The organism is Anaerobacillus alkaliphilus (assembly GCF_004116265.1).
GTDB classification, from domain to species: domain Bacteria; phylum Bacillota; class Bacilli; order Bacillales; family Anaerobacillaceae; genus Anaerobacillus; species Anaerobacillus alkaliphilus.
Genome location: NZ_QOUX01000021.1, coordinates 82,030 through 103,380, shown reverse-complemented (window position 1 = coordinate 103,380; position 21,351 = coordinate 82,030). Strand labels below are relative to the sequence as shown.

The 21,351-nt window shown below is 39.1% G+C and carries 20 protein-coding genes and 1 other annotated feature; of the genes, 14 read left to right on the top strand and 6 right to left on the bottom strand.

What is annotated here, in order from left to right:
- The first annotated feature begins 39 nt into the window (after positions 1–39).
- Positions 40–1,110: a GGDEF domain-containing protein gene (locus tag DS745_RS05535; RefSeq protein WP_129077368.1), complete on the top strand. Its 1,071-nt coding sequence runs from the start codon at positions 40–42 to the stop codon at positions 1,108–1,110.
- A gap of 165 nt (positions 1,111–1,275) precedes the next feature.
- Complete coding sequence (locus DS745_RS05530) at positions 1,276–1,866, top strand: DUF6944 family repetitive protein (RefSeq protein ID WP_129077288.1); 591 nt, start codon at positions 1,276–1,278, stop codon at positions 1,864–1,866.
- Between the two features lie 40 nt (positions 1,867–1,906).
- Here the strand turns inward: DS745_RS05530 and DS745_RS05525 are convergent, their stop codons facing one another.
- The gene (locus tag DS745_RS05525) at positions 1,907–2,197 is read right to left on the bottom strand and encodes an MTH1187 family thiamine-binding protein (protein ID WP_129077287.1); all 291 of its coding nucleotides are present in this window, start codon (positions 2,195–2,197) and stop codon (positions 1,907–1,909) included.
- Between the two features lie 254 nt (positions 2,198–2,451).
- Between DS745_RS05525 and DS745_RS05520 the strand changes: the two genes are divergently transcribed.
- Positions 2,452–4,110, top strand: a complete 1,659-nt coding sequence (locus DS745_RS05520) for a glutamine--tRNA ligase/YqeY domain fusion protein (RefSeq protein ID WP_129077286.1) — start codon at positions 2,452–2,454, stop codon at positions 4,108–4,110.
- A gap of 402 nt (positions 4,111–4,512) precedes the next feature.
- On the top strand, positions 4,513–5,904 hold the full coding sequence (locus tag DS745_RS05515; protein ID WP_129077285.1) for an L-cystine transporter: 1,392 nt from the start codon (positions 4,513–4,515) through the stop codon (positions 5,902–5,904).
- Positions 5,905–5,941: 37 nt separating this feature from the next.
- Here the strand turns inward: DS745_RS05515 and DS745_RS05510 are convergent, their stop codons facing one another.
- A complete protein-coding gene (locus tag DS745_RS05510; RefSeq protein ID WP_129077284.1) occupies positions 5,942–6,751 on the bottom strand; it encodes a histidinol-phosphatase HisJ family protein in 810 nt (269 codons plus the stop codon).
- A 29-nt stretch (positions 6,752–6,780) separates the two neighbouring features.
- The gene (locus DS745_RS05505; RefSeq protein ID WP_129077283.1) at positions 6,781–8,001 is read right to left on the bottom strand and encodes an NAD(P)/FAD-dependent oxidoreductase; all 1,221 of its coding nucleotides are present in this window, start codon (positions 7,999–8,001) and stop codon (positions 6,781–6,783) included.
- Positions 8,002–8,389: 388 nt separating this feature from the next.
- Between DS745_RS05505 and cshA the strand changes: the two genes are divergently transcribed.
- Complete coding sequence (gene cshA / locus DS745_RS05500) at positions 8,390–9,925, top strand: degradosome RNA helicase CshA (protein WP_129077282.1); 1,536 nt, start codon at positions 8,390–8,392, stop codon at positions 9,923–9,925.
- A gap of 253 nt (positions 9,926–10,178) precedes the next feature.
- On the opposite strand, the gene DS745_RS05495 is transcribed toward cshA, so the two are convergent.
- Positions 10,179–13,358, bottom strand: coding sequence for a hypothetical protein (locus DS745_RS05495; RefSeq protein ID WP_129077281.1), 3,180 nt, complete (start codon positions 13,356–13,358; stop codon positions 10,179–10,181).
- A gap of 307 nt (positions 13,359–13,665) precedes the next feature.
- Here DS745_RS05495 and DS745_RS05490 point away from each other — a divergent pair, with 307 nt between their 5' ends.
- From DS745_RS05490 to pgmB, 5 genes are read left to right on the top strand one after another with little or no spacing between them, the layout of a single operon-like run.
- Complete coding sequence (locus DS745_RS05490; protein ID WP_129077280.1) at positions 13,666–13,803, top strand: PhnD/SsuA/transferrin family substrate-binding protein; 138 nt, start codon at positions 13,666–13,668, stop codon at positions 13,801–13,803.
- A 5-nt stretch (positions 13,804–13,808) separates the two neighbouring features.
- Positions 13,809–14,168, top strand: coding sequence for a PhnE/PtxC family ABC transporter permease (locus DS745_RS05485; protein ID WP_241657725.1), 360 nt, complete (start codon positions 13,809–13,811; stop codon positions 14,166–14,168).
- Entirely contained in the window at positions 14,168–14,620 is a 453-nt protein-coding gene (locus DS745_RS25095; RefSeq protein WP_241657724.1) for a PhnE/PtxC family ABC transporter permease, read from the top strand. Before DS745_RS05485 ends, DS745_RS25095 begins: the two co-directional genes overlap by 1 nt.
- 34 nt (positions 14,621–14,654) lie before the next feature.
- Positions 14,655–14,951, top strand: a complete 297-nt coding sequence (locus tag DS745_RS25090) for an ABC transporter permease subunit (RefSeq protein ID WP_241657723.1) — start codon at positions 14,655–14,657, stop codon at positions 14,949–14,951.
- 54 nt (positions 14,952–15,005) lie between these two features.
- Positions 15,006–15,686 (top strand): beta-phosphoglucomutase, encoded by a 681-nt coding sequence (pgmB, locus tag DS745_RS05475; protein WP_129077278.1) that lies wholly within the window; start codon positions 15,006–15,008, stop codon positions 15,684–15,686.
- A 58-nt stretch (positions 15,687–15,744) separates the two neighbouring features.
- Here the strand turns inward: pgmB and DS745_RS05470 are convergent, their stop codons facing one another.
- Positions 15,745–15,885: a YfhD family protein gene (locus DS745_RS05470; RefSeq protein WP_129077277.1), complete on the bottom strand. Its 141-nt coding sequence runs from the start codon at positions 15,883–15,885 to the stop codon at positions 15,745–15,747.
- A 173-nt stretch (positions 15,886–16,058) separates the two neighbouring features.
- Positions 16,059–16,237 (top strand) — a binding site (T-box leader).
- A gap of 153 nt (positions 16,238–16,390) precedes the next feature.
- Between DS745_RS05470 and DS745_RS05465 the strand changes: the two genes are divergently transcribed.
- Positions 16,391–17,776, top strand: coding sequence for a glycine--tRNA ligase (locus tag DS745_RS05465; protein WP_129077276.1), 1,386 nt, complete (start codon positions 16,391–16,393; stop codon positions 17,774–17,776).
- Between the two features lie 401 nt (positions 17,777–18,177).
- On the opposite strand, the gene mutT is transcribed toward DS745_RS05465, so the two are convergent.
- Positions 18,178–18,564: an 8-oxo-dGTP diphosphatase MutT gene (gene mutT / locus DS745_RS05460; protein WP_129077275.1), complete on the bottom strand. Its 387-nt coding sequence runs from the start codon at positions 18,562–18,564 to the stop codon at positions 18,178–18,180.
- Between the two features lie 204 nt (positions 18,565–18,768).
- On the opposite strand from mutT, the gene DS745_RS05455 reads away from it, so the two are divergent.
- The 3 genes from DS745_RS05455 to DS745_RS05445 are packed head-to-tail and all read left to right on the top strand — an operon-like array spanning position 18,769 to position 21,162.
- Positions 18,769–19,446 (top strand): uracil-DNA glycosylase, encoded by a 678-nt coding sequence (locus tag DS745_RS05455; RefSeq protein WP_129077274.1) that lies wholly within the window; start codon positions 18,769–18,771, stop codon positions 19,444–19,446.
- 11 nt (positions 19,447–19,457) lie between these two features.
- Entirely contained in the window at positions 19,458–20,282 is an 825-nt protein-coding gene (locus DS745_RS05450) for an aldo/keto reductase (protein WP_129077273.1), read from the top strand.
- A gap of 16 nt (positions 20,283–20,298) precedes the next feature.
- Positions 20,299–21,162 (top strand): NAD(P)-dependent oxidoreductase, encoded by an 864-nt coding sequence (locus DS745_RS05445; protein ID WP_241657722.1) that lies wholly within the window; start codon positions 20,299–20,301, stop codon positions 21,160–21,162.
- Positions 21,163–21,351 lie beyond the last annotated feature (189 nt).

The window sequence follows — 21,351 nt, the reverse complement described above, 5'->3', positions numbered from 1 at the left end:
TATAGGACGAAAGATATAGGAGGAGTTTCCTTGAAGCGCATGAGAAGAGTTATAGTTCAAGCATATCAATCAGATCACGCTCTCGAGATGGTGTTCTCTTCTTTGCGGTGGTTTTTTCTAATCTTATCTGTTATTGTTTTTTTAATTAATTATATAGATAACCCAGTTGAGTTACACTTAATCTTATTCTCAGCCTTGGTAGTATTCGGATGTATCTATATGGGACTGTCGGATTTTTGCCTTTATAAAGCACCTGAAAGTTCAAAAGCATACTTAATTATGACTAAAGGTGGTCCTTTTTTTGATTTTGTATCATTTTTTGCATTAATAGCACTAACGGGTGGAATTTATAGTCCACTAACCCCAATCGCTTACCTCATTATTCTACATGTTTCAGTTTATTGGAGACTTGTTGGGGCGATGACATTCTCTCTACTATTTATGTTAGGTTTTACAATTTTATTTATGGTTCAAGGATATTTCATTATGTCATTTGACTATATAACGTATCTTACACAACTTGTATTCTTACTCCTTGTCGGATTATTAGGAGGTATCGTTGTATCTAGGGAAAGATACCATTTTTCTGAAAAGAATACATTTGAGAATTTAGCCAACAAAGATCACCTCACTAATTTAGATAACCACCGTTCATTTCAAGAGCAGTTGCGAGTCACTAAAGACAAAGATACGCCTTTCTACCTCGTTTTTGCTGATATTGATGGATTTAAGAAAATAAACGACCAATATGGGCATGTAGTAGGCGACATTGTTCTAAAAAAAGTTGCAAAGGTTCTTCGAATAAATATTCCCGAAGACATTGGAAGTGTTTTTCGCTATGGTGGTGAGGAATTTGCCATTCTTATATACACTGATGAGCAAAGATATGTAGAGGAATTACTTGCTAATTTAAAAGAAAAAATATCAGAGGAAGTCCATTATTGCAATGAAGGAAAATTCACAGTAACCATGAGCTTTGGCTGTAAAAGGAATTCTAATGAGGAAGAACCGATTAAATTAATAGATGAGGCAGATAAACTATTATATCAAGCAAAGCGGCAAGGGAAAAATAGGGTTGTCTACGAGCTTCTAGATTTAATAAAAAGCTAGAGAAATAAATCAAAGGGCAAACTAGGGAGACTAGTTTCGTCCTTTTTTTAGCTTTGGCCTTTTGTATTGTTTTAAAATCAAAATAAACGTTTGACTTCACTCAAAAATTTCTAATGAATATATTTAAAGTAGTAGTGTTTTTAATTAAGGATTGGTGAGGCCACGTTGGAAAATTATGAGGAGTTAATCTCAGCAGTAGGACTGTCAGACCGTGAGAAGATACTAATAGGTACCTGGTTAGATGCGATTGGTACAATTATCTCTGCAATAGGTGAAACAAGGGAGTTACTAGGTTTAAATGACATAAATAAGCTACTTGTTGCCATTGGTGATGGTTTACAAGGGGCCGGTCCGTTTCTAATTGGTACAGCGAGAGAAGATGAGCCTCTAGCGTTTGCTGGTAACTGGATTGATGGTGCTGGGGGGGCTACAGCGTCATTAGGTGCATATAGGGAATTCATTGGTCTTGGGGAAGAAAAAGATAACCTTCGGATCGAATTTTTGGGGTATATATTACAATCGAAGGGTGCATCGTTAAGCGCAGTTGCTGACTATTTAGCTGGTGAAGAACAACTCGCCGTAGGTAATGCTATACAAAGTTTAGGAGCAGGCTTAGAAGCAATCGGAGCTGTTTTGCTAATAAAAGATAGGGAAAGGGAAGGTGTCCCTATTACAACCTTGGGAGCAATCTTACAAGCTATTGGCGCAAATTATAATGCAATAATCATAACTAGAGATTATTTAGAGGAAACGTAACAAAAGCTGCAAACCTATAGAGGTAAGCAGCTTTTGATTCTTATTGATCAACAACCTCAACTTGATGCTCTAATGACATCGGCTTATCAATTCGGTCATCAATAGAAATATTTGTTACAACGCGTTGTGTTCCATTTTGAATTTCGTTTTGGTGGATTTGCTTAGCGCAATCCATGATTTCATCTAAGCTACCTTCAATAACCGTAGCGGTTGGAGTTACTTGGTAATTAAGGCCGCGCTCCTTAATAATGTTTACAGCTTGTGAAACATTACTACTAAAGCTTGGCGTACTTGACCCTACTGGGACGACGCTAATTTCTAATATTGGCATAGACGATCACTCCTAATATGAATGATTTGGTCAGATCTGACCTAATAAATAGGTTGATCCGTTCCTTTATAAATAACCGTTCCTAAATATTCATAAACCGGGTTTATTCTGTTCCTGACTCAGATACACTACAGACATAGATATATTTGCTAATTTATGATATAACTTAAATTATTATTTAGAGACCGAATGAATTTCAAAATCACCTAAAAAATAATGAAATTCATTAGACTGGAGAAAGGTTGGTATGTATTATGGAGAATAAAACGAGCAGTTCAAACTTTATTAAACATATTGTTGTCGAAGACTTAAAAGCTGGAAAGTACGATGAAATTGTCACCCGCTTTCCACCAGAACCGAACGGATACTTACATATTGGACATGCAAAGTCGATTGTACTTAATTTTGAATTAGCAGATGAGTTTAAAGGGAGAACAAACCTACGTTTTGACGACACAAATCCGGTGAAGGAAGATGTAGAGTTTGTTGAGTCTATTAAAGAAGATGTAAAGTGGCTAGGATTTGATTGGGATGGCCTATTCTTTGCGTCTGACTACTTTGACACGATGTATGAAAAAGCAGTTCTTTTGATCAAAAAAGGATTAGCATATGTTGAAGATATGTCTCAAGAAGAAATTCGTGCCTACCGTGGAACGTTAACAGAGCCAGGCAAAGAAAGTCCGTCAAGAAGTCGTTCTGTTGAAGAAAATCTTGATTTATTTGAGCGTATGAAAAATCGAGAGTTTCAGAATGGTGAGAAGGTTCTTCGTGCGAAAATAGATATGGCTTCACCGAACATCAACCTACGTGACCCAGTAATTTATCGCATATCCCATGCAACACATCACAATACAGGTGACAAATGGTGCATTTACCCAATGTACACATTTGCTCATCCTTTAGAGGATGCGATTGAAGGGGTAACTCATTCAATTTGTACCTTGGAGTTTGAAGACCAACGCCCATTTTATGACTGGGTAGTTGAGCAGTGTGAAATGGATGCAACGCCAAGGCAGTATGAATTTGCTCGCTTGAACCTAACAAATACAGTGATGAGTAAGCGCAAACTGAAAATGTTTGTCGATGAAAATATTGTGGACGGCTGGGACGACCCACGTATGCCGACAATCTCTGGCTTACGTAGAAAAGGGTATACACCAGAAGCTATTCGTAATTTCTGTCGTGAAATCGGAGTTTCTCGTGCCTTCAGTACTGTTGATGAGCAAATGTTGGAGCACTTTATTCGTGAAGATTTGAAGCTGAAAGCCCCGCGTACAATGGCCGTATTAGAGCCACTAAAGGTTGTCATAACGAACTATCCAGAGGGCGAAGTAGAGTGGTTAGATGCTGAGATTAATCCAGAAAACGAAGAAATGGGAACACGTAAAATCCCATTTTCACGTGAAATTTATATTGAGCAAGATGACTTTATGGAAGATCCGCCAAGTAAGTACTTTAGACTATTCCCAGGAAATGAAGTTCGCTTAAAGCATGCTTATTTTATCAAATGTGAAGAAGTTGTTAAGGACGAAAGTGGAAACGTTGTTGAGCTTCGTTGTACGTACGATCCTGAAACAAAGAGTGGAACTGGTTTTACTGGTCGTAAAGTAAAAGGAACGTTACACTGGGTAGAAGCTACCCATGCGAAGGCTGCTGAATTTAGGCTTTATGAGCCACTAATCTTAGACGACGCTGGAGACGAAGGTGAAGATAAGAACTTCCTTGAAAAAGTAAATCCGAAGTCCGTCGAAGTATTAAGCGGGTTTGTGGAAGAAAACATGGCTGAGGCTAAAGGGCATGATAAGTACCAGTTCTTCCGTCATGGTTATTTTAATGTAGATCCAAAGTTATCGACGAATGAAAATTTAGTTTTTAACCGGATTGTATCGTTGAAGAGCTCATTCAAACTGTAGAAGTTGAGGCTGCCCACATATATGTGGGTGGCCTTTTTTAGGTAAATGATCGAATAATGAGTTGATATGATCGAATAAATGGTTGAATTGATAGAAAAATCTTTTCAATTGATCGGATAACCTCTTTTATTGATCGAAAAAGTTGCTCATTTGATAGAATAACCAAAAATTTCACATGAACTGAAGCCAAAAAATCTATTTCAGTGAAAACTTCGACGTGAACAAGATTAATTCTAAGTGAATAAAACAAGTTCTAAGTAAAATTTCACATGCACTGACATAAAAGTAATCTATCACCCGTAATATCTAGTATATTATCTCCCTTATAATTCGTAGTTGACTGATAGGGATTGTAGGTGTATAGTATTGTAAATAAATACAAATTATGGAGGGGGTTTAGAAATGACAACGCTATTAGTTCTCTTAAACATTGCAATTTTATTATTAGTTATTTCTGGTCTGTATGTCATGCAGAAGAAGCATGTCTCATTTTCAAAACGAGTATTTGCAGCACTTGGGATCGGAATTATCTTTGGTCTTATTTTACAGTTTGTTTATGATCCCAAATCTGAAATTATTAAAACCTCAATGGATTGGTTTGGATTAGTTGGCACGAGTTATATTCGGTTTTTACAAATGATTGTGATGCCATTAATTTTTGTGTCGATCCTAGCTGCTTTTACAAAAATGAAGCTCGCGAAAAATTTAGGGAAGATTAGCTTATTAATTATCGGAATGTTAATTGCGACAACGGTAATTTCCGCTGCAGTTGGGATTGGAACGACGATTACCTTTAATTTGGAAGCAATTCAAATTGAACAAGGTGATGCGGAACTTTCTCGAGGCGACTCATTAACAAACGCTTATAGTAGTAATCTTGAAGGAAAAACATTACCGAACCAAATCCTTGAATTACTACCGCGAAACCCATTTTTAGACTTTACGGGTGCTAGAGCAACATCTACTATTGCTGTTGTAATCTTTGCAGTATTTTTGGGAATTGGGTATCTAGGAGTAAGTAGAAAAGAACCAGAGCAAGCCGAAATGTTCAAAAAGATTATGGACAGTGTCTATGCGATTGTCATGCGTGTTGTCACACTGATTCTTCGTTTAACTCCGTATGGGGTGTTGGCAATTATGACACGAACAGTGGCGACCAGTGATTTAAATGCAATCTACAATCTAGGAAAATTCGTTATTGCTTCATATGTTGCCCTAGCAATTGTATTTATCATTCATTTATTAATCCTTATGGGTGTTGGTTTAAACCCAATAACTTATATGAAAAAAGCATTTCCGGTGTTAGCGTTCGCCTTTACATCGCGTACAAGTGCTGGGGCGCTACCAATGAATATTGCTACTCAAAAGAAATTAGGTGTATCAGATGGTATTGCCAACTTTGCAGGCTCGTTCGGGCTATCAATCGGACAAAATGGTTGTGCAGGGGTTTATCCGGCGATGTTAGCAGTTATTATTGCGCCAACAGTAGGAATAAATCCTTTAGATCCTGGTTTCTTGGCGATGTTACTAGCAATTGTTGCGATTAGCTCTTTCGGTGTAGCTGGTGTTGGTGGAGGAGCCACATTTGCAGCACTTCTCGTTCTATCAGCCCTCGATTTACCAATTGCTCTAGCGGGGCTTTTAATCTCTGTTGAACCACTCATTGATATGGGGCGTACCGCTTTAAATGTTAGCGGAAGTATGACAGCGGGGCTTGTAACAAGTAAAGTAACTGGTGAAATTGATACTGACATTTACAATAACCCAGAGCAACAAATTGAAATTCAGGCATAAAGAAATGAGGGGCCGACACCATTGTCAGCCCCTTGTTTTATTTTAATTGAACAAACCTCGGCTTACGCTCTCGAAAAGTCGTCACATACTTAAATCCTGCACTCTGGAGTAGCTCATACCCTAAATCTAAATGCTTTCCAACAAAATGCTTGCTATGAGCGTCTGTCCCAACGGTAATAATCTCGCCGCCAGTCTCCTTATACAGCTTCAAAAAAGGCAGGTCTGGCAACGCGCAATCAATCCGGTACCGGAAGCCAGACATATTGACCTCAATGCCTCTGCCCGAGTCAATTAACGCCTTGAACGTATCTTCAATAATGTCATAGTAATTCGCCCAGCGAACATCAGTCCAATGAGATTTTACAAAATGCAAGTAACGCTTAATCAAAGTTAAATGACCTAAGACGTTAAAATCATGAAACTCTTTGACATATTGATTAATTGTTAAAAAATACGTCTCAACCGCTTCATTCAAGCTCTTACCTTCAAAGTAGTCGCCATTATGTAAATCTTTATCGTCAGCCAGATGAACTGAACCGATGATAAAGTCGAAAAAGTTTTCGTTGGCAAATGCTTGATTTTCAACATGCTTGAAAGGGTGAATGCCAATTTCGACCGCTTTTAGAACGGTAAGCTTATCCTGGAACTGTAACCTTACCTCATCAACAGCCTTGCCATACTCGGCATAATCAAAATCAAAGATTAAATCACAATTTGGGTAAAAGTAATCAATATGTTCAGTAAATGCTATTTCTTTTACACCAGCAGAAATCGCAGCCTGGCAAGCATCTTCCATTTTCATTTTTGAATCAGCACTAAATAATGAATGTACATGATAATCAAACATACACCAAAACCCTCTCCGTTGTTTTGACGTTATTTTATCACACTAGAAAGAGTAGGTCTTGTTTGAATATATAAATCTAAATCCGGATGAGAACCTTTAACAATTAATTCACTAATCATCTGTGCAAGAACTGTACTATATACAGTCCCGTTATCCCCATACCCATAGAGAAAATAACTGTTAGGGATATCTTCATAAATTCCCAAAATCGGCATACCATCATGAGTGCCGCCGTAAAAAGCTGCCAAGTAGAATTCAGGTTCAAATTTAATACTAGGGAACAATTTAGTAAATTCTTTTACTAACAAATCACGCTTATGTAAAAGCATGGAGTTCCGTCGGTCAGCAAATTCTGTTGTCTCATCAAGGCCACCGAAGATAATTCGATTGTCTGGAGTTGTTCTCATATAAAAGTAAGGGCGCGCAGTTTCCCAAATTAAAGTGCGCTTATGCCAGAATTCTTCAACAGGCTTAGAGATGATGGCATACGAACTTGTAATGAGAGCATTCTTTTCTTTTTTAACCTCTAAACCCTCATAGCCAGCAGCAACGATTACTTTTTTGGCCTTAATCAATTTTTGACTCGTCGTAAAATATTGGACATAATCTTCTTCAGCTTTTTTTCGAATTACCTCAGTGTTTGAAAAAATCTTAACTCCATTGCTCTTCGCTTTTTCTAAAAGTCCGTATGTAAATGCTAGCGGATTTAATTCAGCATCGTTATAGGAGTAGATAGCTGCGGGAGTTTGAAAAGGGTATAGCTTTATAAGCTCCGCTTCCGTCATATAAACAACATCAAAGTCATGCTTTTTTAGAAGCTGATATTCTTGATCAATTTTCTTTACATCATCTTGTGAGCTAGCATAATAAAGACTATCTCTTCTTGTGAAATGGCAATCGATAGGAATATCTTTAGCTAATTTTTCAATTTCATCAATTGCTTTTTGACAAATCTTAAGATGTCGTGCAGCGCGGTCTTCGCCAAAAGTGTTGGCTAACTCGAAAAACATTTTGTCACCAGAATATTGAATTAAAGCTGTATTTGCAGAAGTACTTCCTGAGCCAATTTCTCGCTTATCAACAACAACTACGTCTAGATCGTATTGCGATAAATAATAGGCGCACTGGGCACCTGAACTACCGCCACCGATAATTAAAACGTCACATGTAAGGTCTTCTTCTAGTTGAGGATAATTAGGATGATGACCAATCGTTGTTGGCCAATAAAATCTACCAGTTTGTAAGTCCATTTGAACAACTCCCTTTACTAAATAATGAACAAAATTAGTTTATCCTGAAAATAATCCTTTATTTAATTGTAAAAAAGTAGTAAGATAGGAAAGTTGCATTGTTTTTTCTATTTCATGGTTACAAATTGTAATTATGGGGAATGACTTAATTGATGCAAACAAATTAGAAACGATCGTTTCTAATGGGCGGTTATGGGGTTGACTTGTTGCAGAGAAAATTCTCTGATGGTAAGTGTTCAAAAGTTGGGCACTATATTTTTATAACCAACATATAAAAAAGCTAGTCGAGTAAACTTAGCTGCTAACTTAGCAGCTAAGTTTCTGGAGTCAACCTCTTATACCGCCCGTCAGAAGGGATAAAAAAAACAATTTTAAAGGAGAAATGAATTTGGCAACTTTTAATGACTTTGGTTTAGACCAACAAATTATTCGCGCAATATCAGATATGGGGTTTGAGGAGGCAACACCAATTCAAGCTCAAACAATTCCAACAGCAATCTCAGGAAAAGATTTAGTTGGGCAAGCACAAACAGGAACGGGGAAAACAGCTGCATTTGGGATTCCGTTAATTGAGAAAGCAAATACGAATGATCCTGATATTCAGTCAGTTATTTTGACACCAACAAGAGAATTAGCGGTTCAGATCGCTGAAGAACTAAATAAAATCGGTAACTTTAAGGGAGTTAAAGCTTTACCAATCTACGGTGGCCAAGATATTAGCCGTCAAATGCGCGCCCTTAAGCAACGCCCGCAAATTATTGTAGCAACACCAGGACGCTTTATGGACCATATGCGTCGTAAAACGATTCGTTTACAATCAATTAGCATCGTTGTTCTTGATGAAGCAGATGAAATGTTAAATATGGGCTTTGTTGAGGATATTGAAACAATTTTAGCTGAGGTTCCTGAATCTCGCCAAACATTGTTGTTCTCAGCAACGATGCCGAAACGTATTCAAGCACTTGCGCAAAAATTCTTACGTGAGCCTGAATTTATTACAGTTAAAGCAAAAGAAATGACAGTTGAAAACATTGAGCAACAATATATGGAATTAGCAGAAAAGCAAAAGTTCGATGCACTTTGTCGTATGCTTGATATTCATACGCCAGAACTTGCGATTGTCTTTGGTCGTACAAAGCGTCGTGTTGATGAGCTTTCAGAAGCGCTACTTAAGCGTGGGTATATTGCTGAGGGGATCCATGGCGATTTAAACCAAGCAAAACGTGACAGTGTTATCCGTAAGTTTAAAGAGTCAACAATTGAAGTGCTTGTAGCAACAGACGTAGCTGCTCGTGGGATTGATGTTAGTGGTGTTACTCACGTTTATAACTTTGATATTCCTCAAGATCCTGAAAGCTATGTTCACCGTATCGGTCGTACAGGTCGTGCTGGTAAAACAGGTTTAGCACTTATGTTTGTTACACCAAGAGAGATTGACCACTTGAAGTCAATTGAGAAAATGACGAATCGTAAAATTACTCGTATCAATGTTCCAACATTTGCTGAGGCAATTGAAGGACAACAACGTTTAACGATCGATAAGCTTTTAGAAACAGTCGAAGAAAAAGAATATTTAGCATACAAGAATAGTGCTGAGCAGTTACTAGAAGAAATTGATTCTGTAACACTTGTTGCAGCAGCGTTAAAGATGCTTGTGAAAGAACCAAACACTACTCCTGTTAAGATTACAGGTGAAGCGCCACTTCGTGTGAAAAAAGCGCACTTTGATGGTAAAAAAGGCGGCGGCGGTGGAAATTACCGTGGCGGCGGCAGTGGTGGAGGAAGAGACCGAGACCGTGATCGTAACCGCGGTGGCGGTGGAGGTGGCGGTAGCCGTCCTCGTAAAGAAGGCGAAGGACGTCCACCAAGAAACAACGCAGAGCGCAGCTTTAAAAAGCGCAATCGCAATAAAACAAGTCAATAATTATAAATAGAGGTACCCCTTAACTTAGTTAAGGGGTATTTTTGCATGAGAAGGAGCTAATATTTAGGCGTATAATATGCATTTGCCGTGCTATTCGATCAATTGGAGTAGTTATTCGATCATTTCAACGGACTATTCGAGCATTCATAGGGGCTATTCTATCATTTGAGTCAATTATTCGATCATTTCACCGCGCCGCCCTGAAAACAGACTAAATCAAAAAAAGCATGAGCCCAACTGGGCCCATGCTATCTTAATACTGCTCAAATAATTGCTGCATAATATAATAAGATGTTTTCAAGCGTTCTCTATATGGACGAACTTCCCAGTTGTCCCAAGTATAGTTAGCCATCTCCGTTGCATTTAGCGAGTTATTTCTTAGCACAGGGAATGAGTTAACAATCTTGCCGTCTGGTTCTGAAACAACAACGGCAAATCGAATTCCATCAATAAACTCACTTGCTTCAATTCCCTTACTCCAGATATCTCCAAAAACTTCTTTTAAGCTAGGATCTTTTATATTAAGTAACAACCATGGAATACGGAATTCAACCATCCCGTCAGATATATAGAAATCGGATAAAGAGTCAAACTGGTCAGATGCAGGATCAGCAGTCCCGTGACGCAGCAGGCCTGTTTCATATGATGTGAATGGAATGATTTCTCCTGTAGTCGGGATCGTCATTTTTTTGCTAATTACATATTCAATCGGGTGAAAGATACCGTTATTTTTCTGAGAAGGATAGTCAAGCCTTGGAATCATATTGAGCCCTTCACCATACATGTAATAGAAGATATCGTAATAGCTATCAACTACTATTCTAGTAGACTCTAACCCATTGAATTCTACTACAAAATCGATACCAGCCCCAGCGGTTGTTACTCCTGAGACCTCTGTGTTTCCTTGGCCCTCAATCGTGTCTATCAAAACTCTAGCATTCAAACTAGGATCAATATCTAGACGGAGATAAAGGTAACGTTCATCGTGGTCTACAAAAAATACTGCTTTATCGTTTTCAAACAGTGGTTCGCCCGTCCAATCATCTTTCGAACCTCGCATTGGAATTTTTAACGTATCAAAGCTTAATAATCCAAAATTTTGCTCGTTCGTTTGAGCATCTGACCAATATGGACGGCGGTAGGGACTATCTAAATCCATTGTGTTCCACGTTCGTTTAAACCACTCATCCTGCCAAGCGAATATGAGGCCGCCTAGCATTCTTTCTTGGACAATATCTTCAAAGAGATGAGCATTAATGTCACCTTGCTCCTGCTCATTTAGAAAGCCTTGATTCTGACCAAAAGGGTTTTCGTGTGTTAATCCACGTGAGCTTGGGACACCAAACTCAGCAATCAATACAGGCATTTGGTGGGCTGCATGTAGATCTTGAAGGTATGCAGCATAGCTATTCCTTTCACCACGATGATCGACAAACGCTAAGTAGTCTGGGTCAAAGTTTAAAAAATCTGGATAATAAGGATACGCATGGTATGATGCGAATTGTCCTGTTTGTATATGGTCCTTCAAATAGATCACATTCGGATCAATGCCAACCAAGTCTTCTTCATCAGGAGTAGGCTCAGATGGGTGTTCTAATAAGTCTGTGGTTACCCAGTTGGTAAAACTAATTGGACGTTGCCAGTGATAATGCTCAAGTTCGTAACCAATCGTAAAGTCAAAGATATTCGCTATCCAATTCTCGAACGGTTCTGCACCTTTTGTGAAAACATGCTTGCCATCAAAATCGCCTAGGTTAGCGTAAACTTCATTTGTATTTAACACCATGAATGGATACCACTCAATCCCGAGGATCCAGCCGATCACATAAGGTGAGACGTCAGCCGTGTAATTTCCACTTGCGTGTCCTGGCCGTTCAGGTACTTGAATATTACCGTGGATGGCGTCGATAACATGTGTAATTTCTTTTTTAAATTCTTCCATAGGGTAGAAAGCATCAAGTGTTTCTTCCAATGGTTCTTCATCAATCCAAACTCCATGGAATAGATATAGAGGATTTGCAGCACCTTGGTTATACCGCTGCAACGCTCTGTAAAAGTGTGGTGGGTGGAGGGTGTAGACCCGAATGGCGTTAGCGTTCATCTCACCAATCATTTGGAACCAGCGGTAATACTCGTTCTCGGTAATTGCAGCTTCTCCTGGCCATGTCCCGGGCTTGGCCATCCCCATATTTACTCCCTTGATAAGGATTTCTTTCCACTGTCCATCCTGATACACTTCAAACGAGTTTGCGTTTAGTTTTGACATATAAAAGCCATGTTCATCTTCATAGATAGAAACTTCTTTTTTACTAGGTTCGACTTTATCTTGTTCTAAACTTAATATTTTTGACATGATTGGCACATACGTTTTCCAATAGAAAGCTTTTGTGTCACCTTTTCGATCTAAAGAAAGCCATTTTCGAAGTGCTGCATAGCCCTTCATTTGATGGAAAGAAGGTACCTCACCAACATCAACGTAGTCTCCAGCAAAATAATAAGAAGTAAATCCTTGGTTTCTAGATTGGAGAATTGCTGCAAAACTAGTCGGTACCTCGAAGCGATCAAGTAGTTCTTTTCCTGCGGCAGTTAAATCCCATTGATAATTTGCCAAAATGTCATCTTCATGGTGAGGAGTGACAATATCAAACCAGTAATAATATCGTGGACTTCTTTTTAAATTGAAAAGTGCTTGTCCTTGTTCTGTAAATGCAAGGCTAATACCTCCTTTACCAACATGAATATCTTCTTCAAGAACAATAATTCTTTCATCTTCATGAAGTAATAGATATCCAGCACCAGAGAAATTCCAAGCTTGGTTATACTGTGCCTCATATTGATCAATTGCCCATTGAGGGACTTCCTCAGACAATTTAGAATTAAGCTCTACCATGTATCGCCCAATCCAACCATCCCAATCTAGCGATAAAAGGCTTGTTAGTGCGTTTCTCGCCTCTGGAGAAGTAGGGCTAGCAAAGCTATTAAATTCAGCAACTAATGTTGCATTTTGAGTTTTTAGATAATGGTGAATGACTGATATTTCTTCAGTTGTAATTCCTCCATAAATCTTTTCGGAGCGTTCCCCTCTGTTTTCTCCATAAAACTCTTCTTCGAATACCCCATAAGTATCAGCTATGTATATCAAATCAACATCTTCTAAGTCAGACGGTAGTTCGAGAATTTCATAGCTGTTATTTGGTAAAGGAAAGAAACCATAATAATCCTGGCTAGCATCATAGCTTGCCCCCGTATCCGTTTTGATAACTTTTTTGTGATTTAACAGCCAAGTAAGTCCGTTATGTTCTCGGTAGTCTTTAACAGGTACTGTCTTATCAATAATAACGATGTTCAGACTGGTACTACTAGAAATAAACCAATAGATAATAGGACTTAATAATAGAATTACAATTGGAATGAAGAAAAAACATTTTTTCAAAAATAAATGCCTCCTAAATTTCATGCATCGGAAAGTGAATTCCGTTAATTTAAGGATAACATGTTTCTTTACCTATTTAATAAATTATCTTTAGTTTTTCATTGCATAGTTACTGTATTTTATTACCAATAGTAACTGGAAAATCAGAAATGAAAGTAAAAATAAGTTGAAGAGAAAATATTAAGCATTTTTAACTGCTTTATTTATTGTCTTATCAGGTTGTGGTCAAGCGGCAGAACCGGCCCCAGAGACAACACCAGGAACAGATGCTGCACCGGAAACTGCAGAGGAAGTTACATCTTTAGTCATGGGATTTGTACCGTCTCAAGACGCTGACAAAATTGCAGACACAGTTGAACCGTTAGCTGAACGTCTTTCCGAGGTATTAGGGGTAGATATCCAAGCACAAGTACTAGTAGATTACACAGGACTTGTAGAAGGGTAAATGCGTTGTTCTTATTTTCATTAGGGATACTTGTAAAATTAATTAGTGAGACTGTGGAGGCGATTGATCCTGGGCCACTAGAAGCAATTCGAGCTACAGGCGGAAATATTATTCAAATAATTTGGTTCGGTGCTATCCCACAAATTTTGCCCCAGTATGTTTCTTATTCTTTATATGTACTTGAAATTAATGTTCGTGCTTCTGTTGTATTAGGATTTGTTGGTGCCGGTGGCGTCGGCTTAATTTTAAAACAGCAGCTGTCCTTATTTAACTATGGTAACGTATCCACCATTATATTTTTAACATTTGTAGGGGTTACCGTGATTGATGTAGTAAGTACGAATGTAAGAAAGAGGTTAGTATAATGAGTAATGGTCCAATTATCGTACAAAGACCAGACACAACCAAATATTGGATCCGTTTTACCCTTATTACCTTATTTATGGCATTTCTCTATTACATTGCTTTTACCCAAACAGATCTTGCCTCAAGAGCACGACCAGGACAAGCTTGGTTAATTCTAAGAAGATTATTTTGGGAGCCATTCTTTACAGAAAAGGTGTTAACGCAAGTTCCGATGTATCTTGACTTTATGTTAGAAACAGTCGCAATTGCCTATGCTGGTACCTTAATTGGTTCGATATTAGCTATTCCAGTTGGCTTTTTAGCTGCAAATAATGTGGCTGGACACTTTTCTGCCGTAGGAAAATCGATTTTAAACGCAATTCGAGCGTTTTCGGAAATCATGTTTGCGATTATCTTCGTTTCTGCCGTCGGAATGGGTCCATTTGCCGGGGTATTAGCGATCGGATGTTAGGGAACTCTACTCCGAGGTAATTGAGTCAATTGATATGCATGTGGTTGACGCACTAAAAGCAACAGGTGCAAACTGTATTCAAGTAATGTGGTTTGCGGTTTTACCTCAAGATATTCCGGAGTTTTCATCCTATGCATTGTACCGCTATGAGATTGACGTCAGGTCATCATCGGTTCTAGGGATCGTTGGTGCTGGAGGGATTGGGGCCCCATTAATTCTGGCTTCTAACCAGCGAAACTGGGAAGCGGTCGGAATGATGTTGATCATTATTATTGTGACAGTTACAATTATTGATATCGTGAGTTCTTCAATAAGAAGAAGATTGGTGTAATACAGGTCCTCTGACTTAGGTTAGAGGTCTTTTTAGGTGAGGGGAGGATTTAGAATGGTAAAGAAGCTAGAAGCAGTGATTTTTGACCTTGATGGTGTTATTGCAAACACTGTTGAGCTCTATTTTATAGCTGGAAAACGACTGGCAGATGAACTAAACGTTTCATATGAACGGCAATTAAATCAGAGGCTTCAAGGACTTAATCGCTATAAGACAGTCGAGATCATGTTAGGGAGTAAACTAGATCTCTACACGCAAGAGGAAATCCATGAAATAGGAGACCGTAAGTCCTTATATTACCGTGAGTTACTAGGTAGTCTTTCTGCTAAAGACCTTCTTCCAGGAATGGTTGAATTTCTAAAGGAGTTAAAAACACATGACATTAAAACGGGACTAGCATCTTCAAGTTCGAATGCACATACTGTGGTAGAGAAGCTAGGTATAGAAAATTATTTAGATTATATCGTCGATATCAAACAAATAAAACATGGCAAGCCAAGTCCTGAGATATTTATAGCAGCAGCAAAAGGTCTTAGTGTAGATCGAAGAAAATGTGTCGCCATTGAAGATGGAGAAGCAGGTCTAACAGGTATTTTAAAAGCTGAGATGTTTGCAGTAGGTGTTGGTGCCCATAAAGAAATGCAGCGAGCGCACTGGCAAGTGGACAAAACAAGTGAAATTACTTACGAAAGACTATGTGAAAAGTGGGAAGAGTATCAGCAAGGGTTAGACTAGGTAGGAAAGCAAGAAAAGAGAACGTGCAGAATTACACGTTCTCTGATGAATAAATAAATCAATCTCTCTCGTCATACTTTCCGTCAATTTCTTTTGCCCACTGTAGATCATCGTCAGTAGTTGCGATGTCTTTACGAGGTGTTTGCGGTAAGCTTTGCTTGTTTTTATCGCGTGCTTTTTGTTTGCGTGCGCGTCCCATTGTTGGTCATCTCCTTTTGGTTTTGGCTTCGGTTATATTTTTCACATTGGCGTGTGGGTTATGTAAGGTAAAAATTTGTGACATATGTATAATTTCATTGATTTATAACGAAAATAGGTTTGACGAATAGTTGTAACATCTGGTATGATAAACAACAAAATTAACCAATTAAATAAGAGACGTTGAAAGACATATAGTAATTAAATCAATCTTCCCAAGCGAGCTAGGGGTGGTGAGAGCCTAGCGAAGACATTTAATGAAACGGCAGTCTGGAGTTTTTTTGATAAAGTGGGTATGCATTTATTGTGTACCAACTAGGGTGGAACCGCGGGAGACAACTCTCGTCCCTAGGCTAGAGAAGCCTATGGACGGGAGTTTTTTATTTACTTCTTAGTCTTTAACGGCTTTTCAATAGATTTTATTATGAGTGTCCGCCTGAAGTGGAAAAATGAAAGAAATTGTCCATGAAGGGTGCCAGGCACCACTAAAAAAAGGAGTGGGTAACATGTCAAAGGTAACAATGGATCAAATCGTATCACATGCAAAGCACCGCGGGTTTATCTTCCCTGGGTCTGAAATCTACGGAGGATTAGCAAACACATGGGATTACGGTCCTCTAGGTGTTGAGCTTAAGAACAATGTGAAGAAAGCTTGGTGGCAAAAATTTATTCAAGAGTCGCCATATAATGTTGGTCTTGATGCAGCTATCTTGATGAACCCTCGTACGTGGGAAGCATCAGGTCATATTGGCAACTTTAACGACCCGATGATTGACTGTAAGAAATGTAAAGCAAGACACCGTGCTGACAAGATCATTGAAATTGCGTTAGACGCTAAAGGAATTGAAATGGTTGTTGATGGTCTTTCTTTTGAAAAAATGGAAGAGCTAATCCACGAACATAACATTGCTTGTCCTGATTGTGGAGCGATGGATTACACGTCAATTCGTCAGTTCAACTTAATGTTTAAAACTTTCCAAGGGGTAACGGAAACAAGTACAAATGAAATCTTCCTTCGTCCTGAAACAGCACAAGGGATTTTTGTAAACTTTAAAAATGTGCAAAGAACGATGCGCAAAAAGTTACCGTTTGGTATTGGTCAAATCGGGAAGAGTTTCCGTAATGAAATTACACCAGGAAACTTCACGTTCCGTACTCGTGAGTTTGAACAAATGGAGCTTGAGTTTTTCTGTAAGCCAGGTGAAGAACTAAAATGGTTCGATTTCTGGAAAGAAGAAGCTGATAAATGGTTATCTGGACTTGGCTTGTCAAAGGAAAATGTACGTATGCGTGATCATGCTGATGATGAGTTATCTCACTACAGTAATGCAACTACTGACTTTGAATATAAGTTCCCATTTGGTTGGGGCGAGCTTTGGGGTGTTGCATCTCGTACTGATTTTGACTTAAAGCAGCATATGGAGTTCTCAGGTGAAGACTTCAACTACCTTGATCAAGAAACAAACGAGCGCTACATTCCATACTGCATTGAGCCTTCACTAGGTGCTGACCGTGTAACATTAGCGTTCCTAATTGATGCTTATAAAGAAGAAGAGTTAGAGGACGGAACAAGCCGTACAGTAATGCAGTTACACCCAGCATTAGCACCTTTTAAAGCTGCAGTACTGCCGTTATCGAAAAAATTATCTGAAGGTGCCAATGCCGTATTTGCTGATTTAGCAAAACACTTCATGGTTGATTACGACGAAGCAGGCTCAATCGGGAAACGTTACCGTCGCCATGATGAGATCGGCACACCATTCTGTATCACGTATGACTTCGACTCACAAGAAGACAACATGGTAACAGTACGTGACCGTGACACAATGGAACAAACTCGCGTAGCAATTGCAGAATTAAAGAGCTTTTTAGAAGCAAAAATGCAGTTTTAAGATAGAAAAAAGAGCTTAGCCTGGTGGCTAAGTTCTTTTATTATCGTTATTCGATCATTTGCTGGAATTATTCTATCAATTGGCTAATTAATACGATCATTTAGATAAGTTATTCTATCAAATAAGGTTGTTTTTCAATCATTTGGTTAAGTTTAAGCCTAGAACTTACAAAAAGGAGAAGAGCTTAGCCTGGGGGCTAGGCTCTTCTTTTCAGTTATACGATCATTTGCAAGGAGTATTCTATCAATTGGTTGATTTATTCGATCATTTGCTGGGACTATTCAATCATTTAGGTTAATTATTCTATCAAATAAGGTGTTTTTTCAATCATTTGGTTAAGTTTGAGCCTAGACTTGTAAAAAAGGAGAAGAGCTTAGTCATCATTTAAGCTCTTTTGGGTGCTACTCCACTACCCTCGCCACCGTTGGCAAATCTGCCGGAGCCCACTCAATAGAGGTTAAATGGTCCTTGCTAACCCAACGCAGCTCCGCATGCTCTAGCGCTTTTGGTTCACCTTCAATAATCTTGGCGTGGTAGGTAAGCAGCCTCACTTTAATCGTAGGATACTCGTGTACAATGTTGGCAACCAACTCACCGACTTGTAGTCTGCAGCCCAGCTCTTCTTGAATTTCCCGCACGAGAGCTTCTTCAGGAGCCTCGCCTTCTTTAATTTTACCTCCAGGGAATTCCCATAGGTTTGGCATCGACATGGTTGAAGAGCGTAAGGCGCACAAAATTTCGCCTTGTTCGTTCTGGATAACGGCACCAACAACGTTTATTGCTTTCATTTTGAAACCTCCAAACTTTCCGTTACTCTTACTATAACCATAACAGTATAATAGTGATAACAAATAGATGAATTTCATAATTACCTTAATCGAGCCATATTGAACTAAATGTAGTTGCGAATGTTTTAACGCAACTACATTTAGTATCGTAATGGCGATAATATTGAATTATGAAATTCATAAAAAAAGTAAAGGAATTTAGTGATGATAAAAAATGATTGGTTCCAACTTCTAAAAGAAGAATTTGAAAAACCGTACTTTAAACAAATAGAACAAATCTTACAAAACGAAGCAGGTCCTGTGTACCCAAACCAAGAAGATCGTTTTAATGCGCTAAGCTCTACTTCTTATGAAAATACGAAAGTTGTTATCCTAGGACAGGACCCTTACCATGGCCCAGGTCAAGCGCATGGGTTGAGCTTTTCTGTTCAAAAAGGTGTGAAAGTACCGCCAAGCTTAAAGAACATCTATAAAGAGTTAGAGGCAGACTTAGGTCATCCAATCCCTACTCATGGGAATTTGCAAGCGTGGGCAAACCAAGGGGTGCTCTTATTAAATACGGTCTTAAGTGTAAGAGAAAAAACTCCAAATTCCCACAAGGGAATTGGTTGGGAGATCTTCACCGATAAGATTATATCCTTACTTAATGAGCGAGAACAACCAGTCGTCTTTATTCTATGGGGCAAACATGCCGCGCAGAAACGTACGCTGATTACAGAGCCGCATCATCTGATCCTTGAGTCCGCGCACCCAAGTCCGTTTTCGGCAAACCGCGGCTTCTTCGGTAGTCAACCGTTTTCGGTAGCCAACCATTTTTTACAGGAAAAAGGATTGTCAAAAATTGACTGGAGAATTCCAAATCAGTACGATAAAGAAAAGTGAGGAGGTTAGGTATGAAATCAATTCAAGACACAACAGTCCTACATAACGGCGTAAACATGCCGTGGTTAGGATTTGGCGTTTATAAGGTAGAAGAGGGTCAGCAGGTCGAAGAAAGCATACATACAGCTTTTGAGGTGGGATATCGAAGCATTGACACGGCAGCCTTTTACGAAAATGAGGTTGGTGTGGGTAAGGCAGTAAGAAACAGCGGGATCGCGAGAGAAGAAATCTTTGTAACGACAAAGGTCAAAAATCCAGATCAGGGCTACGAGTCGACGCTGCGTGCCTTTGATGAAAGTTATAAAAAGTTAGGGCTAGACTACATTGACTTATACCTGATTCACTGGGCGGTTCCTGGCAAGTATTTAGATACATGGCGAGCGCTTGAAAAGCTTTATAAAGATGGGTTGGTTCGAGCGATTGGCGTAAGTAACTTTCAAATTCATCACATAGAGGATGTATTTTCAATCTGTGAAGTCAAGCCGATGGTAAATCAGGTTGAATACCATCCACTTCTGACTCAAGAGCCACTGCTTCGCTACTGCAAGGAACAACAAATTCAACTAGAGGCATGGAGTCCGTTAGCTAGAGGTCAAATATTGGGCAATCCAACCTTAGTTGAGCTAGCAGAAAAATATCAGAAATCACCGGCACAGATTGTCTTACGTTGGGACTTACAAAATGGTGTTGTGACCATTCCGAAGTCTGTGACTGTAAAGCGAATTAAAGAAAATGCGGACATATTCGATTTTGAGATATCGCAAGAAGATATGAAGCTAATTTCTGGCTTAAATGAAGACTTCCGAACGGGTCTTCACCCAGATGAAATCAAATAGTCGAGGAGGAGAACGAATGGAGAAGAAGATTGGGTTTATTGGTGTTGGTGTGATGGGGGTCCACATGGCTTCGCACCTGATGAACGCGGGCTATGAGGTTGTTGTTTACAATCGAACCAAAGAGAAGGCGTTGCCATTGCTTGAGGCTGGAGCCGAGTGGAAAAATACGGTGAAAGAGGTAGCAGAAACTGCTGATGTGATTATTACGATTGTTGGCTATCCTCATGACGTGGAAGAGGTCTACCTTGGGGCAAATGGCTTACTGAACCACGCGAGAAAAGGTACATATTTCATTGATATGACAACGTCTAAGCCAGCATTGGCAGTGGCGATCCATGAGGAAGCAAAGAAACGTGACATGCATGCCTTAGATGCTCCTGTTTCTGGTGGTGAAATCGGTGCAAAAGAAGCTAGACTAGCGATTATGGTTGGTGGAGATGAGGCTGACTTTCAAGCGGTGTTACCAATCCTTGAAAAAATGGGTAGTAATATTATGCTACAAGGTGGAGCGGGCGCAGGTCAGCATACGAAAATGTGCAACCAAATCGCGATTGCTTCAGGTATGATTGGTGTTTGTGAAGCAGTGGCCTATGCTGAAAAAGCAGGGTTATCTGCTGAAACGGTGTTACAAACGATTCAAACAGGGGCGGCTGGCAGCTGGTCATTGAGTAACTTAGCACCTAAAATGATTCATGGGAACTTTGAACCAGGTTTTTATATTAAGCACTTTATTAAGGATATGACGATTGCTCTTGAGTCTGCGGAAGAAATGGGACTTTTAACTCCTGGCTTAAAATTAGCGAAGGAATCCTATGAAAAGCTGGCTCAACAGGGTCAGGAAAATAGTGGAACTCAAGCACTGTATAAATTATATCAGTAAAATATATTTCCGGAGAGGCTGTAAAAGGCCTCTTTTCTATTTATATCAAGGTTATTACGTTAAAGACAATGAAAATATAGGAAACAATTACCTGCTAATAAACGCCAAAAACAATGTATAAAACATAGAATTTTGTCGATTTTTACCGCGTTTCAAGGTAAAATAGAGTATAGCTTAAGTTGTATCAGT